General features: G+C 65.7%; 18 protein-coding genes. 15 read left to right on the top strand and 3 right to left on the bottom strand.

The features are described from left to right. Positions 1–9 precede the first annotated feature (9 nt). On the top strand, positions 10–669 hold the full coding sequence (locus E3O25_RS00335) for a ScbR family autoregulator-binding transcription factor (RefSeq protein ID WP_134360189.1): 660 nt from the start codon (positions 10–12) through the stop codon (positions 667–669). Positions 670–673: 4 nt separating this feature from the next. Next, complete coding sequence (locus tag E3O25_RS00330; RefSeq protein WP_134360188.1) at positions 674–1,897, top strand: MFS transporter; 1,224 nt, start codon at positions 674–676, stop codon at positions 1,895–1,897. Positions 1,898–1,926: 29 nt separating this feature from the next. On the opposite strand, the gene E3O25_RS00325 is transcribed toward E3O25_RS00330, so the two are convergent. After that, positions 1,927–2,871: an ROK family protein gene (locus tag E3O25_RS00325; RefSeq protein WP_092109580.1), complete on the bottom strand. Its 945-nt coding sequence runs from the start codon at positions 2,869–2,871 to the stop codon at positions 1,927–1,929. 120 nt (positions 2,872–2,991) lie between these two features. Here E3O25_RS00325 and E3O25_RS00320 point away from each other — a divergent pair, with 120 nt between their 5' ends. From E3O25_RS00320 to E3O25_RS00275, 10 genes are all read left to right on the top strand, one after another. Next, on the top strand, positions 2,992–3,966 hold the full coding sequence (locus E3O25_RS00320; RefSeq protein ID WP_241988458.1) for a sugar-binding transcriptional regulator: 975 nt from the start codon (positions 2,992–2,994) through the stop codon (positions 3,964–3,966). Further along, entirely contained in the window at positions 3,963–4,976 is a 1,014-nt protein-coding gene (gene deoC, locus E3O25_RS00315) for a deoxyribose-phosphate aldolase (RefSeq protein WP_092109582.1), read from the top strand. The genes E3O25_RS00320 and deoC overlap by 4 nt, the downstream gene beginning before the upstream one ends. A 9-nt stretch (positions 4,977–4,985) precedes the next feature. Beyond that, the gene (locus E3O25_RS00310) at positions 4,986–6,530 is read left to right on the top strand and encodes an aldehyde dehydrogenase family protein (RefSeq protein ID WP_134360187.1); all 1,545 of its coding nucleotides are present in this window, start codon (positions 4,986–4,988) and stop codon (positions 6,528–6,530) included. Next, positions 6,527–7,390 carry an aldehyde dehydrogenase gene (locus E3O25_RS00305; RefSeq protein ID WP_092109588.1) on the top strand — a complete coding sequence of 288 codons (864 nt, stop codon included), beginning with the start codon at positions 6,527–6,529 and terminating at the stop codon, positions 7,388–7,390. The genes E3O25_RS00310 and E3O25_RS00305 overlap by 4 nt, the downstream gene beginning before the upstream one ends. A 57-nt stretch (positions 7,391–7,447) precedes the next feature. Further along, positions 7,448–8,968, top strand: coding sequence for an SDR family oxidoreductase (locus E3O25_RS00300; protein ID WP_092109590.1), 1,521 nt, complete (start codon positions 7,448–7,450; stop codon positions 8,966–8,968). A 95-nt stretch (positions 8,969–9,063) separates the two neighbouring features. Beyond that, the gene (locus E3O25_RS00295; RefSeq protein WP_092109592.1) at positions 9,064–9,624 is read left to right on the top strand and encodes a GDSL-type esterase/lipase family protein; all 561 of its coding nucleotides are present in this window, start codon (positions 9,064–9,066) and stop codon (positions 9,622–9,624) included. 64 nt (positions 9,625–9,688) lie between these two features. Next, positions 9,689–11,602: a DUF2207 domain-containing protein gene (locus E3O25_RS00290; RefSeq protein WP_134360186.1), complete on the top strand. Its 1,914-nt coding sequence runs from the start codon at positions 9,689–9,691 to the stop codon at positions 11,600–11,602. Positions 11,603–11,613: 11 nt separating this feature from the next. Then, positions 11,614–11,949, top strand: a complete 336-nt coding sequence (locus E3O25_RS00285) for a DUF6804 family protein (protein WP_241983817.1) — start codon at positions 11,614–11,616, stop codon at positions 11,947–11,949. Between the two features lie 314 nt (positions 11,950–12,263). Further along, positions 12,264–14,450, top strand: a complete 2,187-nt coding sequence (locus tag E3O25_RS00280) for a DEAD/DEAH box helicase (RefSeq protein ID WP_134360185.1) — start codon at positions 12,264–12,266, stop codon at positions 14,448–14,450. A 160-nt stretch (positions 14,451–14,610) separates the two neighbouring features. Then, positions 14,611–15,639, top strand: a complete 1,029-nt coding sequence (locus tag E3O25_RS00275) for a 6-phosphofructokinase (protein ID WP_092109600.1) — start codon at positions 14,611–14,613, stop codon at positions 15,637–15,639. 80 nt (positions 15,640–15,719) lie between these two features. Here the strand turns inward: E3O25_RS00275 and E3O25_RS00270 are convergent, their stop codons facing one another. Then, positions 15,720–15,974, bottom strand: a complete 255-nt coding sequence (locus E3O25_RS00270) for a mycoredoxin (RefSeq protein ID WP_092109602.1) — start codon at positions 15,972–15,974, stop codon at positions 15,720–15,722. Between the two features lie 88 nt (positions 15,975–16,062). Between E3O25_RS00270 and E3O25_RS00265 the strand changes: the two genes are divergently transcribed. Genes E3O25_RS00265 through E3O25_RS00255 form a run of 3 tightly spaced genes read left to right on the top strand, consistent with a single transcriptional unit; the run spans position 16,063 to position 18,054 of the window. Continuing rightward, the gene (locus tag E3O25_RS00265; protein WP_092109605.1) at positions 16,063–16,536 is read left to right on the top strand and encodes an 8-oxo-dGTP diphosphatase; all 474 of its coding nucleotides are present in this window, start codon (positions 16,063–16,065) and stop codon (positions 16,534–16,536) included. Beyond that, the gene (locus E3O25_RS00260; RefSeq protein WP_174721687.1) at positions 16,529–17,725 is read left to right on the top strand and encodes an inorganic phosphate transporter; all 1,197 of its coding nucleotides are present in this window, start codon (positions 16,529–16,531) and stop codon (positions 17,723–17,725) included. Before E3O25_RS00265 ends, E3O25_RS00260 begins: the two co-directional genes overlap by 8 nt. Beyond that, positions 17,722–18,054 (top strand): peptidase, encoded by a 333-nt coding sequence (locus E3O25_RS00255; protein ID WP_092109610.1) that lies wholly within the window; start codon positions 17,722–17,724, stop codon positions 18,052–18,054. The genes E3O25_RS00260 and E3O25_RS00255 overlap by 4 nt, the downstream gene beginning before the upstream one ends. A gap of 840 nt (positions 18,055–18,894) precedes the next feature. Here the strand turns inward: E3O25_RS00255 and E3O25_RS00250 are convergent. Then, positions 18,895–19,405 (bottom strand): hypothetical protein (locus E3O25_RS00250; RefSeq protein WP_206750198.1); only part of this gene is annotated, 511 nt, incomplete at its 5' end.

Raw genomic sequence — 19,405 nt, 5'->3', positions numbered from 1 at the left:
GGGGGTTCCATGCAACAACAAGCACGAGCTATTGAAACGCGCGCCGCGATAATCCGCGGCGCGGCGGCAGCGTTCGAACAGCGCGGCTACGGCAGCACGTCCCTGGCTCAGGTGAGCGCTGCCGCCGGGGTCACCAAGGGCGCACTGTACTTCCACTTCGATTCCAAGGAAGCGCTCGCGGTCGCCATCATTGACGCCCAGCACGAGCAGTCGGTCGGTGCCGGTCAACTGCTGCTCGAGAACGACGTTCCCGGCCTGCGCGCCCTCATCTCCATGTCCTACGAGCTGGCTCGCCAGCTGCGCGACGACCTCATCGTGAGCGCCGGGGTGCGCCTAACGATTGAAGCGGCCAACTTCTCCACGCCGGTGTCCGCGCCGTATCTGGACTGGATGGTCACCTGTGAGGAATTCCTGCGCCGGGGAATCACCGCGGGCGATGTGACTCCCACCTTGGACGTGTGTGCGGCTGCGGCCTTTTTCACGGCCGCCTTCACGGGGGTGCAGGTCGTCTCCGACGTGCTAACCGGGCGCAGCGACATCGACCAACGCCTCACCGAGATGTGGGCGATGCTCCTGCCTGGCCTTGTCGCGGCTGAGCGCTGGCCCGAACTGCGGAATCTCGCGGCCGAGGTGCAGCGGGAACGCGCCGCGGCCCTGGCCCTAGACTGACCGAGTGAATACCGCCGTCTCGCGTCGACTGCTGCCGGGGCGGGGCCTGGCTCTGCTGGGGCTTCTCGTGGTCGCGGCGAACCTGCGCACCGCGGTCGCCGCGCTCTCACCGATCGTGGCCGAGGTGAACGCCGATATTCCACTCGGTGCGATTTCTCTGGGTGTGCTCGGCATGCTTCCTCCGGTGTGTTTCGCCTTCTTCGGCATATTCACCCCCATGATCACGCGCCGGCACGGCTTGGAAGTTCCGCTCGTGCTCGCTCTCGTGGCCATTCTGATCGGACACGTCACTCGTGGTCTGTCCGGCTCGCTCACCATGCTCATCCTCGGCAGCGTCATCGCCTTCGCTGGGCTTGGCGTCGGTAATGTACTCCTGCCGCCGCTCGTCAAGAAATACTTCCCCGACCGCGTTGGGCTTGTCACGAGCCTCTACGTCACCGTGCTCTCGCTGAGTACCCTGATCCCGGCCCTGATCGCCGTTCCGGTAGCGGATGCCTCGAGCTGGCGCGTGTCGCTCGGCATGTGGATGCTGCTTGCTCTGTTCGCGCTGGTTCCCTGGGTCACCCTGCTGGTGCGGCACCGCACCGCGAGTCTGTCCGGCCCCGTCGTCGAGGAGGCTGACGCCGCGATTCTGGGTCGACTGTGGACGTCGTCGATCGCTTGGGCGATCGCCGGCGTTTTCGCGGCCTCGTCGCTCAACGCCTACGCCATGTTCGCCTGGCTGCCGCAACTGCTCGTCGACACCGCCGGGGTCAGTCCGGCGCAAGCCGGAACGCTGCTGGCCCTCTACGCCAGCATGGGTATTCCGTGCGCGCTGATCATTCCGGTACTCACGGCGCGCCTGACCAACGTGGGACCGCTCGTCTACGTCGGCGTGTTCGCGTTCGTAGCCGGCGACCTCGGGCTGTTCTTGGTGCCAGAGACCCTGACCTGGCTGTGGGTCAGCCTGGCCGGCCTCGGCCCGCTGTTCTTCCCCTTCGCTCTTGTACTCATCAACCTGCGCACCCGCACCCACGCCGGCGCCGTCGCGCTGAGCAGCTTCGTGCAGAGCGTCGGCTACACCCTGGGCGCCCTGGGCCCGCTGATCGTCGGCCTGCTGCACGAGCTCAGCGGCGGGTGGAGGTGGCCGCTCGGCTTTCTGATGGTCAGTGCCCTGGCCATCATCATCGCCGGGGCCGTGATCGGTCGTCCGCACGTGCTGGAGGACGATGTCGCCCGCTCGCGCTGACGCTCGGCCTTCGTGAGCAGAGCCCGAGCTCAGGGCACCAGTTTGGCGCGGTGGATCAGCGCTGCGGCGCCGATGAGCGGGCCGTCGCCCGACAGTGCTGACGGCACCACCCGCACCCGGGTCGCGTAGGCGAACTGCACACGCTGCGCGATGGCCTCCCGCGCGAACACGAGCAGGTCGCCAGTGACGTTGGAGAAGCCGCCGCCGATGGCGACGAGGTCGAGGTCGAGCAGTGTCGCGGCGGAGGCGATCGCCTGGCCGAGTGCCCGTCCGCTGCGCGCGACGGCCGCGACGGCGATTGGGTCGGCGGCCGCGTAGGCCTCGGCCAGGTCTTCGCCCGACTCGCCGGGGAATCCCTGCCGACGAGCCCAGGCGACGGTTTTCGGTCCGGAGGCGATCGCCTCGATGCAGCCGACCCCGCCGCAGGCGCAGGCGTCGGAAAAGCCACCCACCTCGATGTGACCGATATGGCCGGCGTTGCCGGTCGGCCCCGATGCGGTCACTCCGCCGAGAATGAGGCCGCCGCCGATGCCGGTCGACACGATCATGCCCATGAGGTTGTCGACGCCCTGCCCGGCGCCCACCCAGTGCTCGGCGAGGGTGATGCACAGCCCGTCCATGCGCAGGCGCACGGGCAGGTTGGGCACGAGCGCGGCGACCAACTGTTTGAGGGGGTACTCACGCCACACCGGCAGGTTCAACGGCGACACCGCTCCGTCTCGCAGATGAATGGGCCCGGCGCAACCGATTCCGACCCCGATCAGGGCCGCGCCGACCGGCAGCAAGGCGCGAGCCTCATTGACCACGCTCGTGACCGCGACGGCGAGCCGCTCGCTCGACGCGGTCGCGCCGGTCGCCGCCCGGCGACGACTGGAGCCGAGTACAACGCCGCGATCATCCACGAGGGCGGCCTCGACCTTGGTGCCGCCGACATCAACGGCGAGAACGAAACGGGGCCGGGCAGTGCTGCTCATGCATCGATCGTACTGGCGCCAGCACCGGCCCCCGTTCGGGCCCCAGGTTTGCTCACATGAGCAATAATCCCTACGACTGTTGATTCGTGCGGCCGGGAGACGTAGGCTGGGCCCAAACGATTGGACCGCGACACCACCATGAGCGACACCGACGAACTCCTGTCCATCCGCGCCGCCGAGTTGTACTACGAAGAAAACCAGACCCAGGACGAGATCGGCGTCATTTTGCGCCTTACCCGCTGGAAGGTCGGCCGGTTGCTCGCGAGCGCCAAGGCCAACGGTTTCATCCGCATCGAGATCGTGCACCCCCGCGCCCGCCGGCTGCCGATCGAACGGCGCCTCCGCGAATCCACCGGCCTTACCGACGCGATCGTCGTCTCCTCCGCCGGGGTGTCGAGTGACGCCGAGCTGCAGTCGCGCACTGCTCAGGCCGCCGCCGACTATCTCACCAGCCTGCGCCCGATTCCGCGCACCCTCGGCATCAGCTGGGGGCGCACCCTGCACGACGTCTCCCTGCACCTGAAACAGGGCTGGGCGCCGGGGGTGAACGTGGTGCAGATCAACGGTGGCGTCAGCCTGAACCAACGCACCGGCACCGCGGCATCCACTGCGGTGACCATCGCGCACAAAGCCGACGGTTCGGCCACCCTGCTGCCGAGCCCCGCCATCTTCGAACGCCTCGAAACCAAGCAGGCGATGGAGGCCGACCGCACCATCGCCGGGGTGCTCGCCCTGGCCCGCAACGCCCAGGCCTACGTCTTCAGCGCCGGTCAGGCTGACGCGAATTCCGCCCTCGTCGACAGCGGCTACCTGACCGTGGAGCAGATCAACGAGCTCGTGGCGAAGGGCGCCGTCGGCGACGTCGTCGGCCGCTACATCGACAAGCACGGACGCATCGTCGACCCGGAACTCAACGAGCGCACAGTCGGCATTCAGATCGACCAGTTGCGCCGTGCCCCACTCACCATCGCGGTCATCTCCGGAAACACCAAGCACGCCATTGCCCGCGCCGTCGTGCGTAATGGGCTGTGCACCGTGCTGGTGACCGACGAAGACACCGCGAACGCACTGCTTCAGGATAAGGACACCCCATGACCAACAGCCCATTGGCCGCCGACCAGCCCGATCAGCGAGCCCTTGCGCTGATCGGCGGGGAAGCGACCGACGCCAACCTGCGCCGGTACCTGCACGGAATCCCCGGAATCGACGCCGTCGGTCTCGAGGCTCGCGCCGCCGATCTCGGCACCCGGTCGATCAAGACCAGCTCCAAACGCTGGGCGATCGACACCATCATCGGACTGATCGACCTCACCACCCTCGAGGGCGCTGACACCCCCGGCAAGGTGCGTTCACTCGTCGCTAAAGCGCTCGTTCCCGACCCTGGCGATCCCGGCTGCCCCCGTGTCGCCGCCGTCTGCGTGTACGGAGACATGGTCGGCGCCGCCGTCACCGCGCTTGGTTCGGCCCACGCTGCCGGTGGAACAGAGGGAATCAACGTGGCCGCCGTCGCGACCGCTTTCCCGAGCGGTCGAGCGTCCCTCGCCGTCAAGCTCGCCGACGTGCACGACGCCGTCGCAGCCGGCGCCGACGAGATCGACATGGTCATCGATCGCGGTGCTTTTCTGGCCGGCCGGTTCGGCCAGGTCTACGACGAGATCGTCGCCGTCAAGGAGGTCTGCCGTCGTGCCGACGGAACCCTCGCCCACCTCAAGGTGATTCTCGAAACCGGCGAACTGAACACCTACGACAATGTGCGCCGCGCCTCCTGGCTGGCCATCCTCGCCGGCGCAGACTTCATCAAGACTTCCACCGGAAAGGTGGCCCCGGCCGCGACGCTGCCGGTGACGTTGTCGATGCTCGAGGTCGTTCGCGACTGGCACCGACTCACCGGCGTGCGCATCGGCGTCAAGCCGGCCGGCGGTATCCGTACCTCCAAAGACGCCATCAAATACCTCGTGACGGTCGCCGAAACCGTGGGGGAGGAGTGGCTCGTGCCGCATCTGTTCCGCTTCGGCGCCTCCAGCCTGCTGAACGACGTGCTGCTGCAGCGCCAGAAGATGACCACCGGGCACTACTCCGGCCCCGACTACGTGACGATTGACTAGGGAACGACCATGAAATTTCTCGACTACGCCCCGGCCCCCGAGTCGCAGGCCCTGCTCAACCTCAAAAGCGACTACGGCCTGTTCATCAACGGTGACTTCACCGCCGGCCGCGGTACCCCCTTTCAGAGCATCAATCCGGCCACCGAGCAACGGATCGCGATGATCGCCACCGCCAATGAAACGGATGTCGACGACGCCGTCGCCGCCGCCCGGCACGCCTACGACGGCGTCTGGTCGCGTCTGTCCGGAAGCGACCGCGGCAAGTACCTGTTTCGCATCGCCCGCCTGGTGCAGGAACGCGCCCGCGAACTGGCCGTCGCCGAAACCCTCGACAACGGCAAGCCAATCAAAGAAACCCGCGACGTCGACATTCCGCTCGTCGCGGCCTGGTTCTTCTACTACGCCGGCTGGGCTGACAAGCTCGACCACGCCGGAGTGGGCCCCAACCCGGCCTCGCTCGGCGTCGCCGCCCAGGTCATCCCGTGGAATTTTCCGCTCATGATGCTGGCCTGGAAGATCGCCCCCGCGCTCGCTGCCGGAAATACCGTCGTGCTCAAGCCCGCCGAGACGACCTCGCTCACCGCTCTGCTGTTTGCTGAGATCCTGCAGCAGGCGGATCTGCCGGCCGGGGTGGTGAACATCATCACCGGCGACGGAAGCACCGGTCAGGCCCTCGTCAACCACCCCGGGATCAATAAGGTCGCCTTTACCGGCTCGACCTCGGTCGGCCGAATGATCGCCCGTTCGGTCGCCGGAACCGAGAAAAAGCTCAGCCTCGAACTCGGCGGCAAGGGCGCCAACATCGTCTTCGACGACGCCCCGATCGACCAGGCCGTCGAGGGCATCGTGCGCGGCATCTTCTTCAACCAGGGCCACGTCTGCTGTGCCGGAAGCCGCCTGCTCGTGCAGGAAAGCATCCACGACGACGTCGTCGACCGGCTCAAACGCCGCATGCAGACCCTGCGCCTCGGCGACCCGCTCGACAAGAACACCGACATCGGCGCCATCAACAGCGCCGAACAGCTCGCCCGCATCCGCGAACTGTCCGCGCGAGGCCAGCAAGAGGGCGCCGAACGTTGGAGCGCCGACTGCGCCATCCCCGAGAACGGCTTCTGGTTCGCGCCGACCATCTTCACCAACGTCACGACCAGCCACCGCATCGCCCGCGACGAAATCTTCGGCCCGGTGCTCTCCGTGCTCACCTTCCGCACCCCGGCCGAGGCCATCGCCAAGGCCAACAACACCCCCTACGGCCTCTCGGCCGGCATCTGGAGCGACAAGGGCAGCCGCATCCTCGCCGTCGCCGACAAACTGCGCGCCGGCGTCATCTGGGCGAATACCTTCAACCAGTTCGACCCGTCCAGCCCGTTCGGCGGCTACAAAGAGAGCGGCTACGGCCGCGAGGGTGGCCGCCACGGCCTCGCCGCCTACCTCAAGCCCGCCGTGCGCTCCGGCTCGCGGTCGATCGCCGCCGCCGACCGCGTCACACCCGTCAGCAAGAAGTCCGCATCCGCCGGCAAGAAGTCCGCATCCGCAGAGAAGGCCGCCAAGTGAACCGCCTCGCCATTCCCAAGACCTACAAGCTCTACATCGGCGGTAAATTCCCGCGCAGTGAATCCGGCCGGGTCTACGAGGTGCTCTCGCACAAGGGCGACTTTCTCGCCAATGCCGCCAAGGGCAGCCGCAAGGATGCCCGCGACGCCGTCGTTGCCGCCCGCAGCGCCCTCGGTGGCTGGGCCGGTGCCACGGCTTATAACAGGGGCCAGGTGCTCTATCGCATCGCCGAACTGCTCGAAGGCCGCCGAGCGCAGTTCATCGACGAGATCATGAGCAGCGAGGGCGGGAACGCCGCCGCCGCGAGCGCCCAGGTTGACGAGGCCATTGACCGCTGGGTCTGGTACGCCGGCTGGGCCGACAAGTACGTGCAGGTCGCCGGTAACGCCAACCCGGTTTCCGGGCCGTTCTTCAACCTCTCGGTGCCTGAACCGAGCGGCGTCGTCGCGATCATCGCGCCGCAGGGCAGCGAATCGCTGCTGGGGCTGGTCAGCGCCATCGCGCCGGCCCTGGTGGCCGGCAACACGGTTGTCGTCGTCGCCAACGAGAACGCACCGCTCTCGGCCATCAGCCTCGGCGAGGTGCTCGCCACGAGCGACGTGCCCGGCGGAGTGGTTAACATCATGACCGGTTCCCCGGCCGAGATCGCCCCGTGGCTGGCCAGCCACGCCGACGTGAACGCCCTCGACCTGGTCGGTGCCGGCGACCTCGACTGGGTGGAGCTGCAAATCAGCGCCGCTGACACCCTGAAGCGGGTGCTCCCGCCCGAAAACGGGGCGGATGCCGCGGCTCCGGCCCTGTCCCGCATCCTCGCTTTCACCGAGCTGAAGACGGTCTGGCACACCAAAGCGATTCTCTGAACGCGCCCGGGGACGACACTCAGCCGGGGGTCAAGAGAACGGGATAGGCTCCGCCGCATGACCTTACGCAGAGCACTTGTCACCGGAGCAACGGGCTACATCGGGGGGCGCCTGGTTCCCAAACTCCTCGAGGCCGGTTTCACGGTGCGGGTGCTCGTGCGCACCCCGTCGAAGCTGCGTGACGTGCCGTGGGCAGACCAGGTCGAGGTCGTGCAGGGGGACCTCGGCGACCTCGCCTCCGTGCAGCGCGCCTGCGTCGACATCGACGTGCTGTACTACCTCGTGCACTCGATGGGCGCGGCCGGTGACTTCGAGAAAACCGAGCACCTGGCCGCCCAGAACGTCGCACAGGCCGCTGCCGCAGCCCACGTTGAGCGCATCGTCTATCTTGGCGGGCTGCACCCCTCGACCGGAACGCTCTCGCCCCACCTCAACTCCCGGCGGGAAGTCGGCCGTATCCTGCTCGCCAGCGGTGTGCCGACCATTGCCTTCCAGGCCGGCGTGGTCATCGGTTCCGGCTCGACCTCGTTCGAGATGATCCGCCACCTGACCGACGTGCTGCCGTACATGCCGGCACCCAAGTGGGTGCGCAATAAAATCCAGCCGATCGCCGTGCGCGACGTGCTGTACTACCTTCAGGCCGCCGCCGACCTGCCGCCCGAGGTGAACCGCACCTTCGACATCGGCGGACCCGACGTGCTCCGTTACGGCCAGATGATGAACGGCTACGCCCTGGAGGCCGGCCTCAAGCAGCGAGCCATCGCCGCCCTGCCGGTGCTCACCCCCTGGCTGGCCTCACAGTGGGTGAACCTGGTCACGCCGATTCCGCGCAACCTCGCCATCCCCATCATCGCCTCGCTGCAGTACGACTGTGTCGTGAGCGAGAGTGACATCGACGAGTTCATTCCGCAGCCGAAGGACGGCCTCACCGGTTATCGACGTGCGGTGCGCCTCGCGCTCGGCCGCATGCGCGACGGCGACGTCGAGACCAGCTGGCGCAACTCCTCGATCGAGGGCGCGTCGAGCAACTCGCTGCCGAGTGACCCTGACTGGGCCGGCCACGCCGTCTACACCGACCTGCGCGAGAAGACCACCCCGGCCGACCCGGCGGCCCTCTGGCGGGTCATCGAGAGCATCGGCGGCGAAAACGGCTGGTACTCCTTTCCGCTCGCCTGGGCGGTGCGCGGCCTGATGGACAAGGCCGTCGGCGGCGTGGGCCTGCGCCGCGGACGCCGCAATCCCGACCATCTGCACAACGGCGAGGTGCTCGACTTCTGGCGGGTGGAACAGATCGACCACGGCAGCTTCTTGCGACTCCGCGCCGAAATGCGCGTTCCGGGTCGAGCCTGGCTGGAAATGAGCGTCTCACCAACGGTTGCCGGCGGCTCGGTCTACCGGCAGCGTGCCATTTTCTTTCCCCGCGGCCTCGGTGGCCGGCTGTACTGGGCGGTCATCTTTCCGTTCCACGGCATCATCTTCGAGGGCATGGCTACCCGGATCGCCGCGGCGGCGGCGGTGGAACGCGAAGCTGAGGCCGGGCATCCGCTCGCGACAGTTTCTCACTCCAAGGGCGACTGAGGCGGGCCGCTCTGTGGACAAAACGTGCGGATAGTCTGAGAATTCTGGCGGCTCGCACCGGTTCGAGGCATGATGGAAACGAGTAGGAGGCCACGATGTCAGTTTCTCTCGCCTTTTTGGGCGACGGCCTCGTTGCGGGCGGTCAATGGGACGAATGGTTTCCCGAACACGACGTGCACAATCTGGCGCTGAGTGGAAACACCACCGACGAGGTCATTGAACAGCTGGATCAGGTCATTGAGCTGCGGCCGGATGCCATCGTCATCGGGGTCGGAACCAACGATCTCGGCTGGCGCAAATCCGACGAGTATGTCGTGCGCAATCTTGAAACCATCCTGCACACCCTGCGCCGCGCACTACCGGAAACCCGCATCATGGTTCAGTCGGTTCTGCCACGCGACCGGGAGTTCGCCCCGATCATTCGCTCCATCAACCGGCATATCTGGCAGTACGCCCCCACCCAACACGTGCAATACCTCGATCTGTGGCCGGCATTGGCCCTGCCCGACGGCGAACTCGACCCGGCGCTCGGCATCGACCGGCTGCACCTGAATCCGGCTGGCTATGCGGCCTGGCTAAGCGAACTGAAGCCCGGGCTGGAGATTCTGTTCGAACGCCCGCCGTCGACCACGTCCATTCCCATTCAGCACGCCTGATCCGCATACGAGCGGGCCGGGCCTGGCAGAGTTTCGAGCGCCGCACGCTCGGTAGAGTGGAGTCATGCTCCGATCGGTTCGTCCTGCCCTTGTTCTGACCCTCGGTGCGCTGGTCTTCGGGGGAGCCGTGTTCGCGCTCGCTCCGTCCGCGCAGGCCGCAGCTGCCGGAGCGGCGAACACCAGCGCCGTCAGCCTGGTGGGCTCCGACGCCAACGACTTCAGCTTCGAGTCCTTCGATGCGCAGTACGAGCTCGGGCTTGACGCCGACGGCCGCTCGACGCTCACCACCGTCGAAACGATCGTGGCCCGATTTCCAGACATCGATCAGAACCACGGCATCCGCCGGGCGATCCCCACGCGATACCAGGGCCACCCGACCGATATCGTGATCGACAGCGTCACCGATGAGACCGGAGCACCGCGCAGTTTCGACACCGAGACCACGAGCGAGGAGCGTGAGCAGGAATTTCTCGACGTGACCATCGCCGCCGACGAATTCGTGCACGGTGCGCAGACCTACGTGATCACCTATGAGCAGTCGAATGTGACGCTGTACCCCGCCGACGCGAACACCGAAGAGTTCTACTGGGACGTGAACGGCACCGGGTGGGACCAAACTTTCGGCCTGGTCACGTCCACCGTGCGGTTCGATCCGCAGCTGGTCGACCAGCTGCAAGGACAGGCGCTCTGTTTTCATGGACCGGAAGGCTCCAGCACACCGTGTGAGGACATCCGCGTGGTCGGTTCGTCGGCGCAGCCGGCCGTGATCGCGCTCGCCAGCAATCTGGATGCGCGAGAAACCCTCACTGTCGTCGTTCCGTTCGAGCCGGGCACCTTCGTGCCGCGGGATGATTCCTTCACCGCCAACGCACTACCGAGCGTGGGGCTGGTCGGCGCACTGGTGACCCTGTTCACGGCGCTCGTCGCCGGTCTGCTGCGGACCACGCGTTGGCGGAGCGCCGCCGGCCGCTTCACGATCATCGCCGAATATCTGCCGCCGCGGGGGGTGAACCTGCTCACCTCCGGCGATGTCACCGGCACAGCCAGCAAGGCGATGGCAGCCCAGTTCATCAGCTTTGCGGTGCGCGGCAACGTGCGCATTCTCGAAGCGGGCGACAAGAAGAGCCACTTTCTGCTCGAATTCGTGCACGCACACGGGGTCGATGAGACCGAGAGTCGTATTCTCGGCAAGCTGTTCCCCGGTCTGCAGGCCGGCGACCAGCGAGACCTGAAGAAGAAGAGCATCTCTTTGAGCAAGGCGCTGCAGAAGGAGCGCCTGGCTGCCAGAGCGCAATCGTTGCGGCTGGGCCTGCGGGAGAAGAAGAACGACGGCCTGCGGTTCTGGCTGTTTTTGCTCGCGGTCGTCGGTGCCGGTGTGGCACTGGTGGGAAGCCTCGGCGCCGTCATCACCGTTGTGGGCGGTTGGTGGCCGTTGTTGTTCATCGCCGTCGCGATCATCAGCGCGGTGGGCACGTTCGTGTTCGCCGGTAATCTGCGACCGCTGACCGAAAGCGGCGCTGAGCTCCGTGACTATCTGAAGGGCGTCAAGTTGTATATAGGTCTGGCTGAAGCCGATCGGCTGCGAGTATTGCAGAGTCCGGAGGGAGCCGTGCGCTCCGTGTATCGGCCGGAGAATTCACGCCCCGATCTGACCCAGGGCACCGATACAGCGGATGCCCCCTCCGTGCAGATCGTGAAACTCTACGAACGAGTGCTGCCCCTGGCCGTTCTGTTCGGGCAGGAGAAGGACTGGTCCGGCGTTCTCAGCCAGTATTACGCCGAAAGCAACACGCAGCCCGACTGGTATTTTGGGTCTGGAATGTTCCAGGCGGCCTACTTCGCCGGTGCGATCAGCACGTTTTCGACCGCCACGAGCGCGTCCTGGTCGGGCAGCGCCGCGAGCTCATCGAGTTCTGGCGGCGGCGGTGGTGGCTTCTCCGGTGGCGGTGGCGGCGGCGGCGGCGGAGGGGGCGTCTGATGGCTCGGGTAATGGGCACACCAGCCGAACCGACCTTCACCCGTTCGGCACTCGCACCGGGGCTGCTCGGCGCCATCGTTCTGCTCGCCGGACTGGCACTCCTCGAGAGCGAGAGCTTCATCATCATCCGCTACGCGGTCAGCATCCTCGCGCTCATCATCTGCGTTTTTGTGATCCAGGCCCGGTCCTGGTACTGGCTGATCGGCCTTGTTCCGATGGCCGTGCTGTGGAACCCGGTCGTGATCCTCGACCTCAGCGGGCAGGGCTGGGTTTCGGCGCAGTTCATCGCTGCCATCGTTTTCATCATCGTCGGTCTGCGCACCAAGGTGCCGGTTCGCAAGGAATGAACGAAGGCGTAGACTACAAGCGCGTTGAGAACCGGGTCAGGTCTCTACTGTGCGCTCGCATTCGATGTCATCACCCCTTGATCGGGTGATTCAACGGCACCGCCGCTGCGACAGCATCCGTTTGACTTTGGGTTTGACGTCATGATCAGGGCCCGTGCTGTGTTTCTCAAATCGATTATTTCTGCACCGTGTGGTTTGACACCGCGGGAATGATAAGTGGAATGCAGCGTTCCGGTAACACCAGAATGCCGTGACCGGCACACGTGGACAGGTACAGCCGGTACCCGTACCGTGCTGCTTCGAAGTGGAGAACAATGGCTTATACCCGCACCGATGCCTCGGGCAGCCGGAACAACCTCGGCCGTAATGGAGCCAGCCGCAACCGTGCGCATCCGCGTTCCCGCGACGACGACGCGCCGATCATTCCGATTCTGGCGCGCAAGGTGCGCGAGGTTGAGGCCAAGGCGCAGTCCGGCACCAAGCTTGGGCCAACCAACCGCACCAAGTATCAGGTCATCGCCCTGCTCATGCGCGAAGAACGAGCCCGGGTCAAGGGCGACAAAGAGCTCTCCGACGCGAACCGAGCAGAGCTGCTCAAACGCCTCGACGGCATCGCCCAGATTCTGGCCAAGACCGCGGCCAGGGACACCAGCCTGATCACACTGCTCGAGCCCGACGCCGGCGTGTCGACCGTGGCCCAGCGCTTTCGTCGGGACTGGCTGATCGAATCGGGAGCCGAGCTGAGCCCCGACGAACTCATCATCACCCGGGAGCCCGAAGCGGCAGCGGTCGTGCTGCAGAACCAGGTCATCCCGCAGTCCGTCAAGGCCAGACAACTGGCCAACCCGTTCCTCGCCCCCGACTTCAGCGCTGCCGCCCAACCGATCGTGCACCCGCGCCGGCTCGCCAACTGGGAACTGCTCGGCCCGCTCTTCAAATCGTTCGAGTACGGTTCAGGCGGACAGGCGGCCAGCATGGACATGCCGGAGGCGCCCCGCCTCGACCGGCTGTCACCGAACGGCATGGAACTCATGCGCCACCAGGCCCGCTTCATTGAGAGCGCCAGGCTGGGGCACCGCAGCTACCTGCTCGCCGACGAGCCAGGCCTCGGCAAAACCGCGCAAAGCCTGCTGGCAGCATCCGTTGCCAACGCCTACCCGTTGCTGGCCATCGTGCCCAACGTGGTGAAAATGAACTGGGCCCGCGAGGTGGAACTGTGGACGCCGAACCGGCGGGCCACCGTCATTCACGGAGACGGCGACACCCTCGACGCTTTCGCCGACGTCGTCGTGGTGAACTACGACGTACTTGACCGGCACCTGGCCTGGCTCGGCACGCTCGGCTTCAAAGGCATGGTCGTCGACGAGGCGCACTTCATCAAGAACCTGTCGTCCCAACGGTCCAAGCACGTGCTCTCGCTCGCCGAGCAGATTCGGCGCCGCACCCCGGGCGGTAACCCGCTACTGATGGCGCTCACCGGAACCCCCCTCATCAACGACGTCGACGACTTTCGTGCCATCTGGCAGTTCCTCGGCTGGATCGACGGGGACAAGCCAGCGCCCGCGCTGCTGAAACGCCTGGAAGAGACGGGGCTGAACCCAGCCGACGTGGGCTTCTACAAAGAAGCCCGCGCCGCCGTCATCGACATGGGCATCGTGCGTCGCCGCAAAGTCGACGTGGCCGCCGACTTGCCGGCCAAGCGCATCGCCGACCTGCCGGTCGAGCTCGACGACGATCTCGGCCGTTCCATCCGCCAGGCCGAACGTGAACTTGGCGCCCGCCTGGTCACCCGCTATCAGGCGCTCGTCGCCGCCCGGCATGCCGGCTCCGGCGGTCCGGCTGTCCCCGACGAAGATCAGCGGGATGCCTACATTCGCGCCGTCGCCCACGCCGAACTCGAAGATTCCAAAGGCCAGACCACCGGGGAAAACGTCTTCACGATGGTGCGCAAGATCGGCCAGGCCAAGGCCGGTCTCGCGGCGGACTACGCCGCGCAGTTGGCCCGCTCGGTCGGCAAGGTCGTGTTCTTCGCCAAGCACATCGACGTCATGGACACGGCAGAAGAGATCTTCGCCAAACGCGACCTGCGCACGGTCTCCCTACGCGGCGACCAGAGCGCGCTGGCCCGCCAGGCCGCGATCGACTCGTTCAACAACGATCCCGACGTCGCCATCGCGGTGTGCTCGCTCACCGCAGCCGGTGTCGGCGTCAACCTGCAGGCCGCGTCGAACGTCGTGCTCGCCGAGCTGAGCTGGACGGCGGCCGAACAGACGCAGGCCATCGACCGGGTGCACCGCATCGGCCAGGACGAGCCGGTCACCGCCTGGCGAATCATTGCCGCGCACACCATCGACGCGCGCATCGCCGACCTGATCGGCAGTAAGCAGGGTCTCGCAGCGCGCGCCCTCGACGGTTCGCAGGAGGAGTATTCGGCGGCCGATTCGGTGCAGGCGAGTGCCCTCATCTACGTTCTCACGCAGGCTCTGGACGGAAAGCTGTAAAGCGACCAGATGCTCTGGTGCGATTCGACCGATTTGAGTCGACCCCACTGCAGGCACCATGATTGTCGGAGCGCCCTTGTAAGAACATAATTGTGACCGAGCGCAGGTTACGACATGATCCGTACGACACGACTCGTCCCGCTATCAAGATCGGCCAGCCATGAAGATCGGAATTCTCACCAGCGGCGGCGACTGCCCCGGACTCAACGCGGTCATTCGCGGCGCCGTGCTCAAGGGCGTGCGCACGCACGACTTCGAATTCATCGGCATCCGCAACGGTTGGCGCGGGCTCGTGCAGAACGAATTCATGCCGCTCGATCGGCACAGCGTGCGCGGCCTGTCGCGCCAGGGCGGCACCATCCTCGGCAGCTCCCGAACCAATCCCTTCGAGGGCGAGAACGGCGGCCCTGAGAACATTCAGCGCACCCTCGACGCCAACGGAATCGACGCCGTGATAGCGATCGGCGGCGAGGGCACCCTCACCGCGGCGCACCGCCTCACCGAGGCCGGACTGAACATTGTCGGTGTTCCCAAGACCATCGACAACGACCTCGAGGCCACCGACTACTCGTTCGGCTTCAACACCGCCGTAGAGATCGCCACGGAGGCGATCGACCGCCTGCGCACCACCGCCGAGTCCCACGGCCGCTGCATGGTCGTCGAGGTCATGGGACGCCACGTCGGCTGGATCGCGCTGCACTCCGGCATGGCCGGGGGCGCCCACGCCATCCTCATTCCCGAGCAGCCCAAGTCCATCGAGCAGATCTGTGACTGGGTTGAGCACGTGCGGGATCGCGGCCGGGCCCCGGTCATCGTCGTGTCAGAGGGCTTTCTGCTCTCGGGCATGCAGGAGGCACACTCGACCAAAGGCCTCGACGCTTTTCACCGCCCACGCCTCGGTGGAATCAGCGAGATCATCGCGCCGCTCATCGAGGAACGCACCGGCATCGAAAGTCGCGCCACCGTTCTCGGTCACACCCAGCGTGGTGGCGCCCCCTCGGCGTACGATCGCGTGCTCGCCACCCGCCTCGGCATGGCAGCGGTCGACGCCATCCACAATTCGCAGTGGGGATCGATGGTGTCGCTGCGCGGCACTGAGATCGACGTAGTGAGCATCGCTTCGGCCACTATCGGCCTGAAGCGGGTGTCACCGGCCCGGTACGACGAGGCCGCCGTACTGTTCGGCTAACCCAACTCGTGGCACGCGGTTGAGCGGTTCGCACGTGTTCGAACCAGTGCCAGCTTCTCAAACAAGTGCCGGGAGGAGCGTCAGGCGAGTTTCGCCTGAACCTGAGACAGCGACGGGTTCGTCGCGGCGGAGCCGTCTGGGTAGAGAATTGTGGGCACCGTCTGGTTCCCGTTGTTCAGGCTCATCACGAGTTCGGGAGTACCGTCAACTCGCTCAATGTTCACCTCGGTGTAGCCGATCCCGGCGGTATCGAGCTGCTTCTTCAATCGTTTGCAGTAGCCGCACCAGTCGGTCGTGAACATGGTGATGGTTCCGGAAGCGGGTACAAAGTCCATGAATTTACCTTATCGGAGCCGCCTTAGAATCCACTCCGGGGCCTTCTGCCGAACGAGCCTTCCGTGCAACGAGTATTAAGATGAACCAATGACTTTGCCCCAGGTATGCGTGTGCTACCTCACGCGACTATCTTCCGAAGGCAACCGGCAGGTACTGCTGGGGCGCAAGAAGAAAGGCCTCGGCGTTGGCAACATCGTCGGTCTCGGCGGCAAGCTGGAAATCGGGGAAAGTGCAGTGGATGCGGCGGTGCGCGAAATCGCGGAAGAGTCCGGTCTCGTGGTGGCGGCATCCGCTCTGACCGAACTGGGATATCTCACCTACCTGTTTCCGCACCGCGAGGAGTGGAGCCAGGAGTCGACCGTGTTCGTCTGTGACGAATGGTCGGGCACCCCGCGGGAATCGAACGAGCTGAACCCGGTCTGGTGGGACGTACAGAGTCTGCCGGTCGATGAGATGTGGGACGATGCCCGGTACTGGTTGCCGGGAGTGCTCGCCGGCGTACCGGTTCGCGCCACCTTCACCTTCGGCGCCGACCTGGAAAGCGTGGTGTCTCGTGCCTGACTTCAGCCTCATCATCGTTCTGGTGATTGCTCTGGCGCTCATCTTCGACTTCACCAACGGTTTTCACGACACGGCGAACGCCATGGCCACCCCGATCGCGACCGGGGCCATGAAACCAAAAGTCGCGGTTGGTGTCGCCGCTCTGCTCAACCTGGTCGGTGCATTCCTCTCGACCGAGGTTGCCCGCACCGTGTCGGGCGGCATCATCAAGGAGGGCGACGGCGGGGTGCTGATCACCCCAGAGCTCATCTTCGCCGGCCTGATCGGCGCGATCGTCTGGAACCTGGTCACCTGGCTGATGGGGCTCCCGTCGAGCTCGAGCCACGCGCTGTTCGGCGGGCTGATCGGGGCGACCGTCATCGGCGTTGGCTCTCAGGCCGTCGACTACAACGTCGTCGCCGCGAAGGTGATTCTGCCAGCGCTGATCGCACCACTGATCGCCGGGATCGTCGCCCTCGTCGCGACCCGTCTGGCGTACATGATCACCCGGCGGGACGTCGGCAAACCAGACGGCCGCGGCGGGTTCCGGTACGCGCAGATCTTCTCCTCGTCACTGGTCGCCCTGGCGCACGGCACCAACGACGCCCAGAAGACCATGGGAGTGATCACCCTGACCCTCATCGCCGGTGGTTTCCAGGCCGTCGGCACTGGCCCCACCTTCTGGGTCATCGCCGCGTGCGCGCTCGCGATCGCGATCGGTACCTACACCGGTGGCTGGCGCATTATTCGCACCATGGGCGCCGGCCTGACCGAGATCAAGCCGGCGCAGGGGTTCGCCGCTGAAACCAGCACCGCGGCCACGATCCTCGCCTCGAGCCATCTTGGATTCGCACTCTCCACCACGCAGGTCGCTTCCGGTTCGGTGATCGGTTCCGGGCTCGGTCGCCGCGGCTCGACCATTCGCTGGGGCATGGCCGGCCGCATCGCTCTCGGCTGGGTCATGACCCTGCCGGCTTCGGCGATCATGGGCGCCTTCGCGGCCGGGCTCGCCCTGCTGGGGCCGATCGGCATCGTGCTCGACATGGTGATCGGAACCATCGTGATCATGGCGCTGTTCCGTTGGTCGCGGCGCAACCGGGTCACGCACCACACCCTGCTCAACGACATCGACGATGCCGGACGGGTGGTCAACATTAGGAAGACACCGCGTCGTCCCTCCCGCCGCGACCGTAAGAAGGTCTCACTGTGATCGACTGGAGCGCATTTCTCATCGTCTCCGTAGCGTCACTGTTTTCAGCGGCGCTACTCGTGAGCCTCTACTCCCTCGGCCTGCGCCTGCTCACCACGGCCGGACGCATCCCCCTGGTCGACCCGCTCGAGTTCACCGGGGCGATCACCGTGCTGACGCCGAAGAAGGCCGCTAAGCAGCTCAAACGCGCGCGGAAGGCGGCTGCGGCGAACCCGCTCACGTCCGGGATGAAACGCCTGGCGTTGTTCGCCGGCTACGCCTGCTTCGTGCTCTGCGGCCTGGCCGTGCTGTATGGCGTCTACCTGATCGTGCCGGCCCTGCACAGATAACCGGATTGCTTCGTGGCGATTGGACGCCGGCGCGGCCGTGGNCTGCGACGACGGTGAACGGGGCGGAGGGCACGGTGACGGTTCCTTCGACGGGTCGCCAGCCTTGGTCGCCGAAGCTGTAGTCGGCTCGGTAGTCGACGGTGAGGGTGACGGTGTAGGTGCCCTTTTCGGTGTAGGTGTGGCTGGTGGGGGTGGGGGTGAATTCGGTGAGGCCGAGGGCTTCCCAGCTGGCGCCGCCGGTCGCGGTCGAAATGGTGGCGCCGTCGCCGTAGGTCCAGTGGTAGCCGATCGGGGTGAACATGACTTGGGCGGGTTGGCCGAGGAGGAGTCCGTCGCCGAGTTGGGCGGATGCTCCGGCCCAGAAATTCGCAGCGAGTCCGATGATGGCCCAGCCGCTGGGTTCCATGCCGGTGGGGGTGGGGTAGGCGGGGAAGTTTTGCAGGTCGGAGACGCGCACGATGGTGGCGGGGGAGCAGACGGTGCAGGGGGTGGCCAGGATGTTGGGGTTGACCCAGGGGAGGAAGGTGCAGTTACCCAGGGGGAGTGATTCGAGTCCGAGTTTGCGGGGGTCGCCGCCGGGGCAAACGGGTTGTTCGGCGGGAGTGGCCGACCCGTTGCTGCTGCCGGATCCGCCCGAGTCACTTGCCCCGGACGCTCCTACTGTCCCGACGGAAACGTCAACGCCAGCACCATTGACTACTCCTTGAGCCGGTTCCTCGTTCGCTGGAAGGTTCGCGCTCAAGCCCATCGAGGATACAAGCTGTGCCGCTGGCACCTGCAACATGGCGAACACGGAATTCGGGCCCACTATGGCAAGTCCAATCGAGAAGGCGGAAATCACTAACAAAAGTCTGCGCCGGTCCATAGTTCCGATTTCTCTAGAAGGAGACGATTGGCTTTAGCATCCTGCGTCAAAGCCACTTGGAGGGGATGACGTGATCTGCGATCGGAAGGCACGATTGATGCACCAGCGACATCGACTACATCCGTCGCGGAAACATCGAGGCACATGTAGAGCACGAGCGATCCTGCGATGAGATCTGCAGACTGAAGGCTCATGGAATCGAAGGCGAGATCGCCGACAAGATGGATGCCGTTCTGCGTCAGTCGCTCGAATGATGCAATTTCCCCGGCCAGCATGTCAGTGGTTACGAAAGCGGCAATTCGTTGAGGGCCTATTCCTCCCTCGTGCGAAATTGTGTTGGCCATTCCTTGATACGACCGATAGAAAGTCTCCGCTGCTGCCAGGGCCTCCTCGTTGGAGGCGAAGACGGGGGGAGTCTCGGTCGGCGCGGCGGTTGCTTCCGTGACGGGTGTTGTTGTGTCGCTGGGTGTGGGGGCGGGGGTGGCG

It is taken from the genome of Cryobacterium sp. TMT1-3 (genome assembly GCF_004402315.1).
In the GTDB taxonomy this organism is placed as follows: domain Bacteria; phylum Actinomycetota; class Actinomycetes; order Actinomycetales; family Microbacteriaceae; genus Cryobacterium; species Cryobacterium luteum.
The sequence above is the reverse complement of the archived record's forward strand: the minus strand, read 5'-3'. Positions and strand labels throughout refer to the sequence as shown.

Coding starts and splice junctions, on each gene's coding strand:
- E3O25_RS00335 (WP_134360189.1), top strand. CDS start 10: ATGCAACAACAAGCACGAGCTATTGAAACGCGCGCCGCGATAATCCGC.
- E3O25_RS00325 (WP_092109580.1), bottom strand. CDS start 2,871: ATGAGCAGCACTGCCCGGCCCCGTTTCGTTCTCGCCGTTGATGTCGGC.
- deoC (WP_092109582.1), top strand. CDS start 3,963: ATGACCAACAGCCCATTGGCCGCCGACCAGCCCGATCAGCGAGCCCTT.
- E3O25_RS00310 (WP_134360187.1), top strand. CDS start 4,986: ATGAAATTTCTCGACTACGCCCCGGCCCCCGAGTCGCAGGCCCTGCTC.
- E3O25_RS00300 (WP_092109590.1), top strand. CDS start 7,448: ATGACCTTACGCAGAGCACTTGTCACCGGAGCAACGGGCTACATCGGG.
- E3O25_RS00295 (WP_092109592.1), top strand. CDS start 9,064: ATGTCAGTTTCTCTCGCCTTTTTGGGCGACGGCCTCGTTGCGGGCGGT.
- E3O25_RS00290 (WP_134360186.1), top strand. CDS start 9,689: ATGCTCCGATCGGTTCGTCCTGCCCTTGTTCTGACCCTCGGTGCGCTG.
- E3O25_RS00285 (WP_241983817.1), top strand. CDS start 11,614: ATGGGCACACCAGCCGAACCGACCTTCACCCGTTCGGCACTCGCACCG.
- E3O25_RS00280 (WP_134360185.1), top strand. CDS start 12,264: ATGGCTTATACCCGCACCGATGCCTCGGGCAGCCGGAACAACCTCGGC.
- E3O25_RS00275 (WP_092109600.1), top strand. CDS start 14,611: ATGAAGATCGGAATTCTCACCAGCGGCGGCGACTGCCCCGGACTCAAC.
- E3O25_RS00270 (WP_092109602.1), bottom strand. CDS start 15,974: ATGGACTTTGTACCCGCTTCCGGAACCATCACCATGTTCACGACCGAC.
- E3O25_RS00265 (WP_092109605.1), top strand. CDS start 16,063: ATGACTTTGCCCCAGGTATGCGTGTGCTACCTCACGCGACTATCTTCC.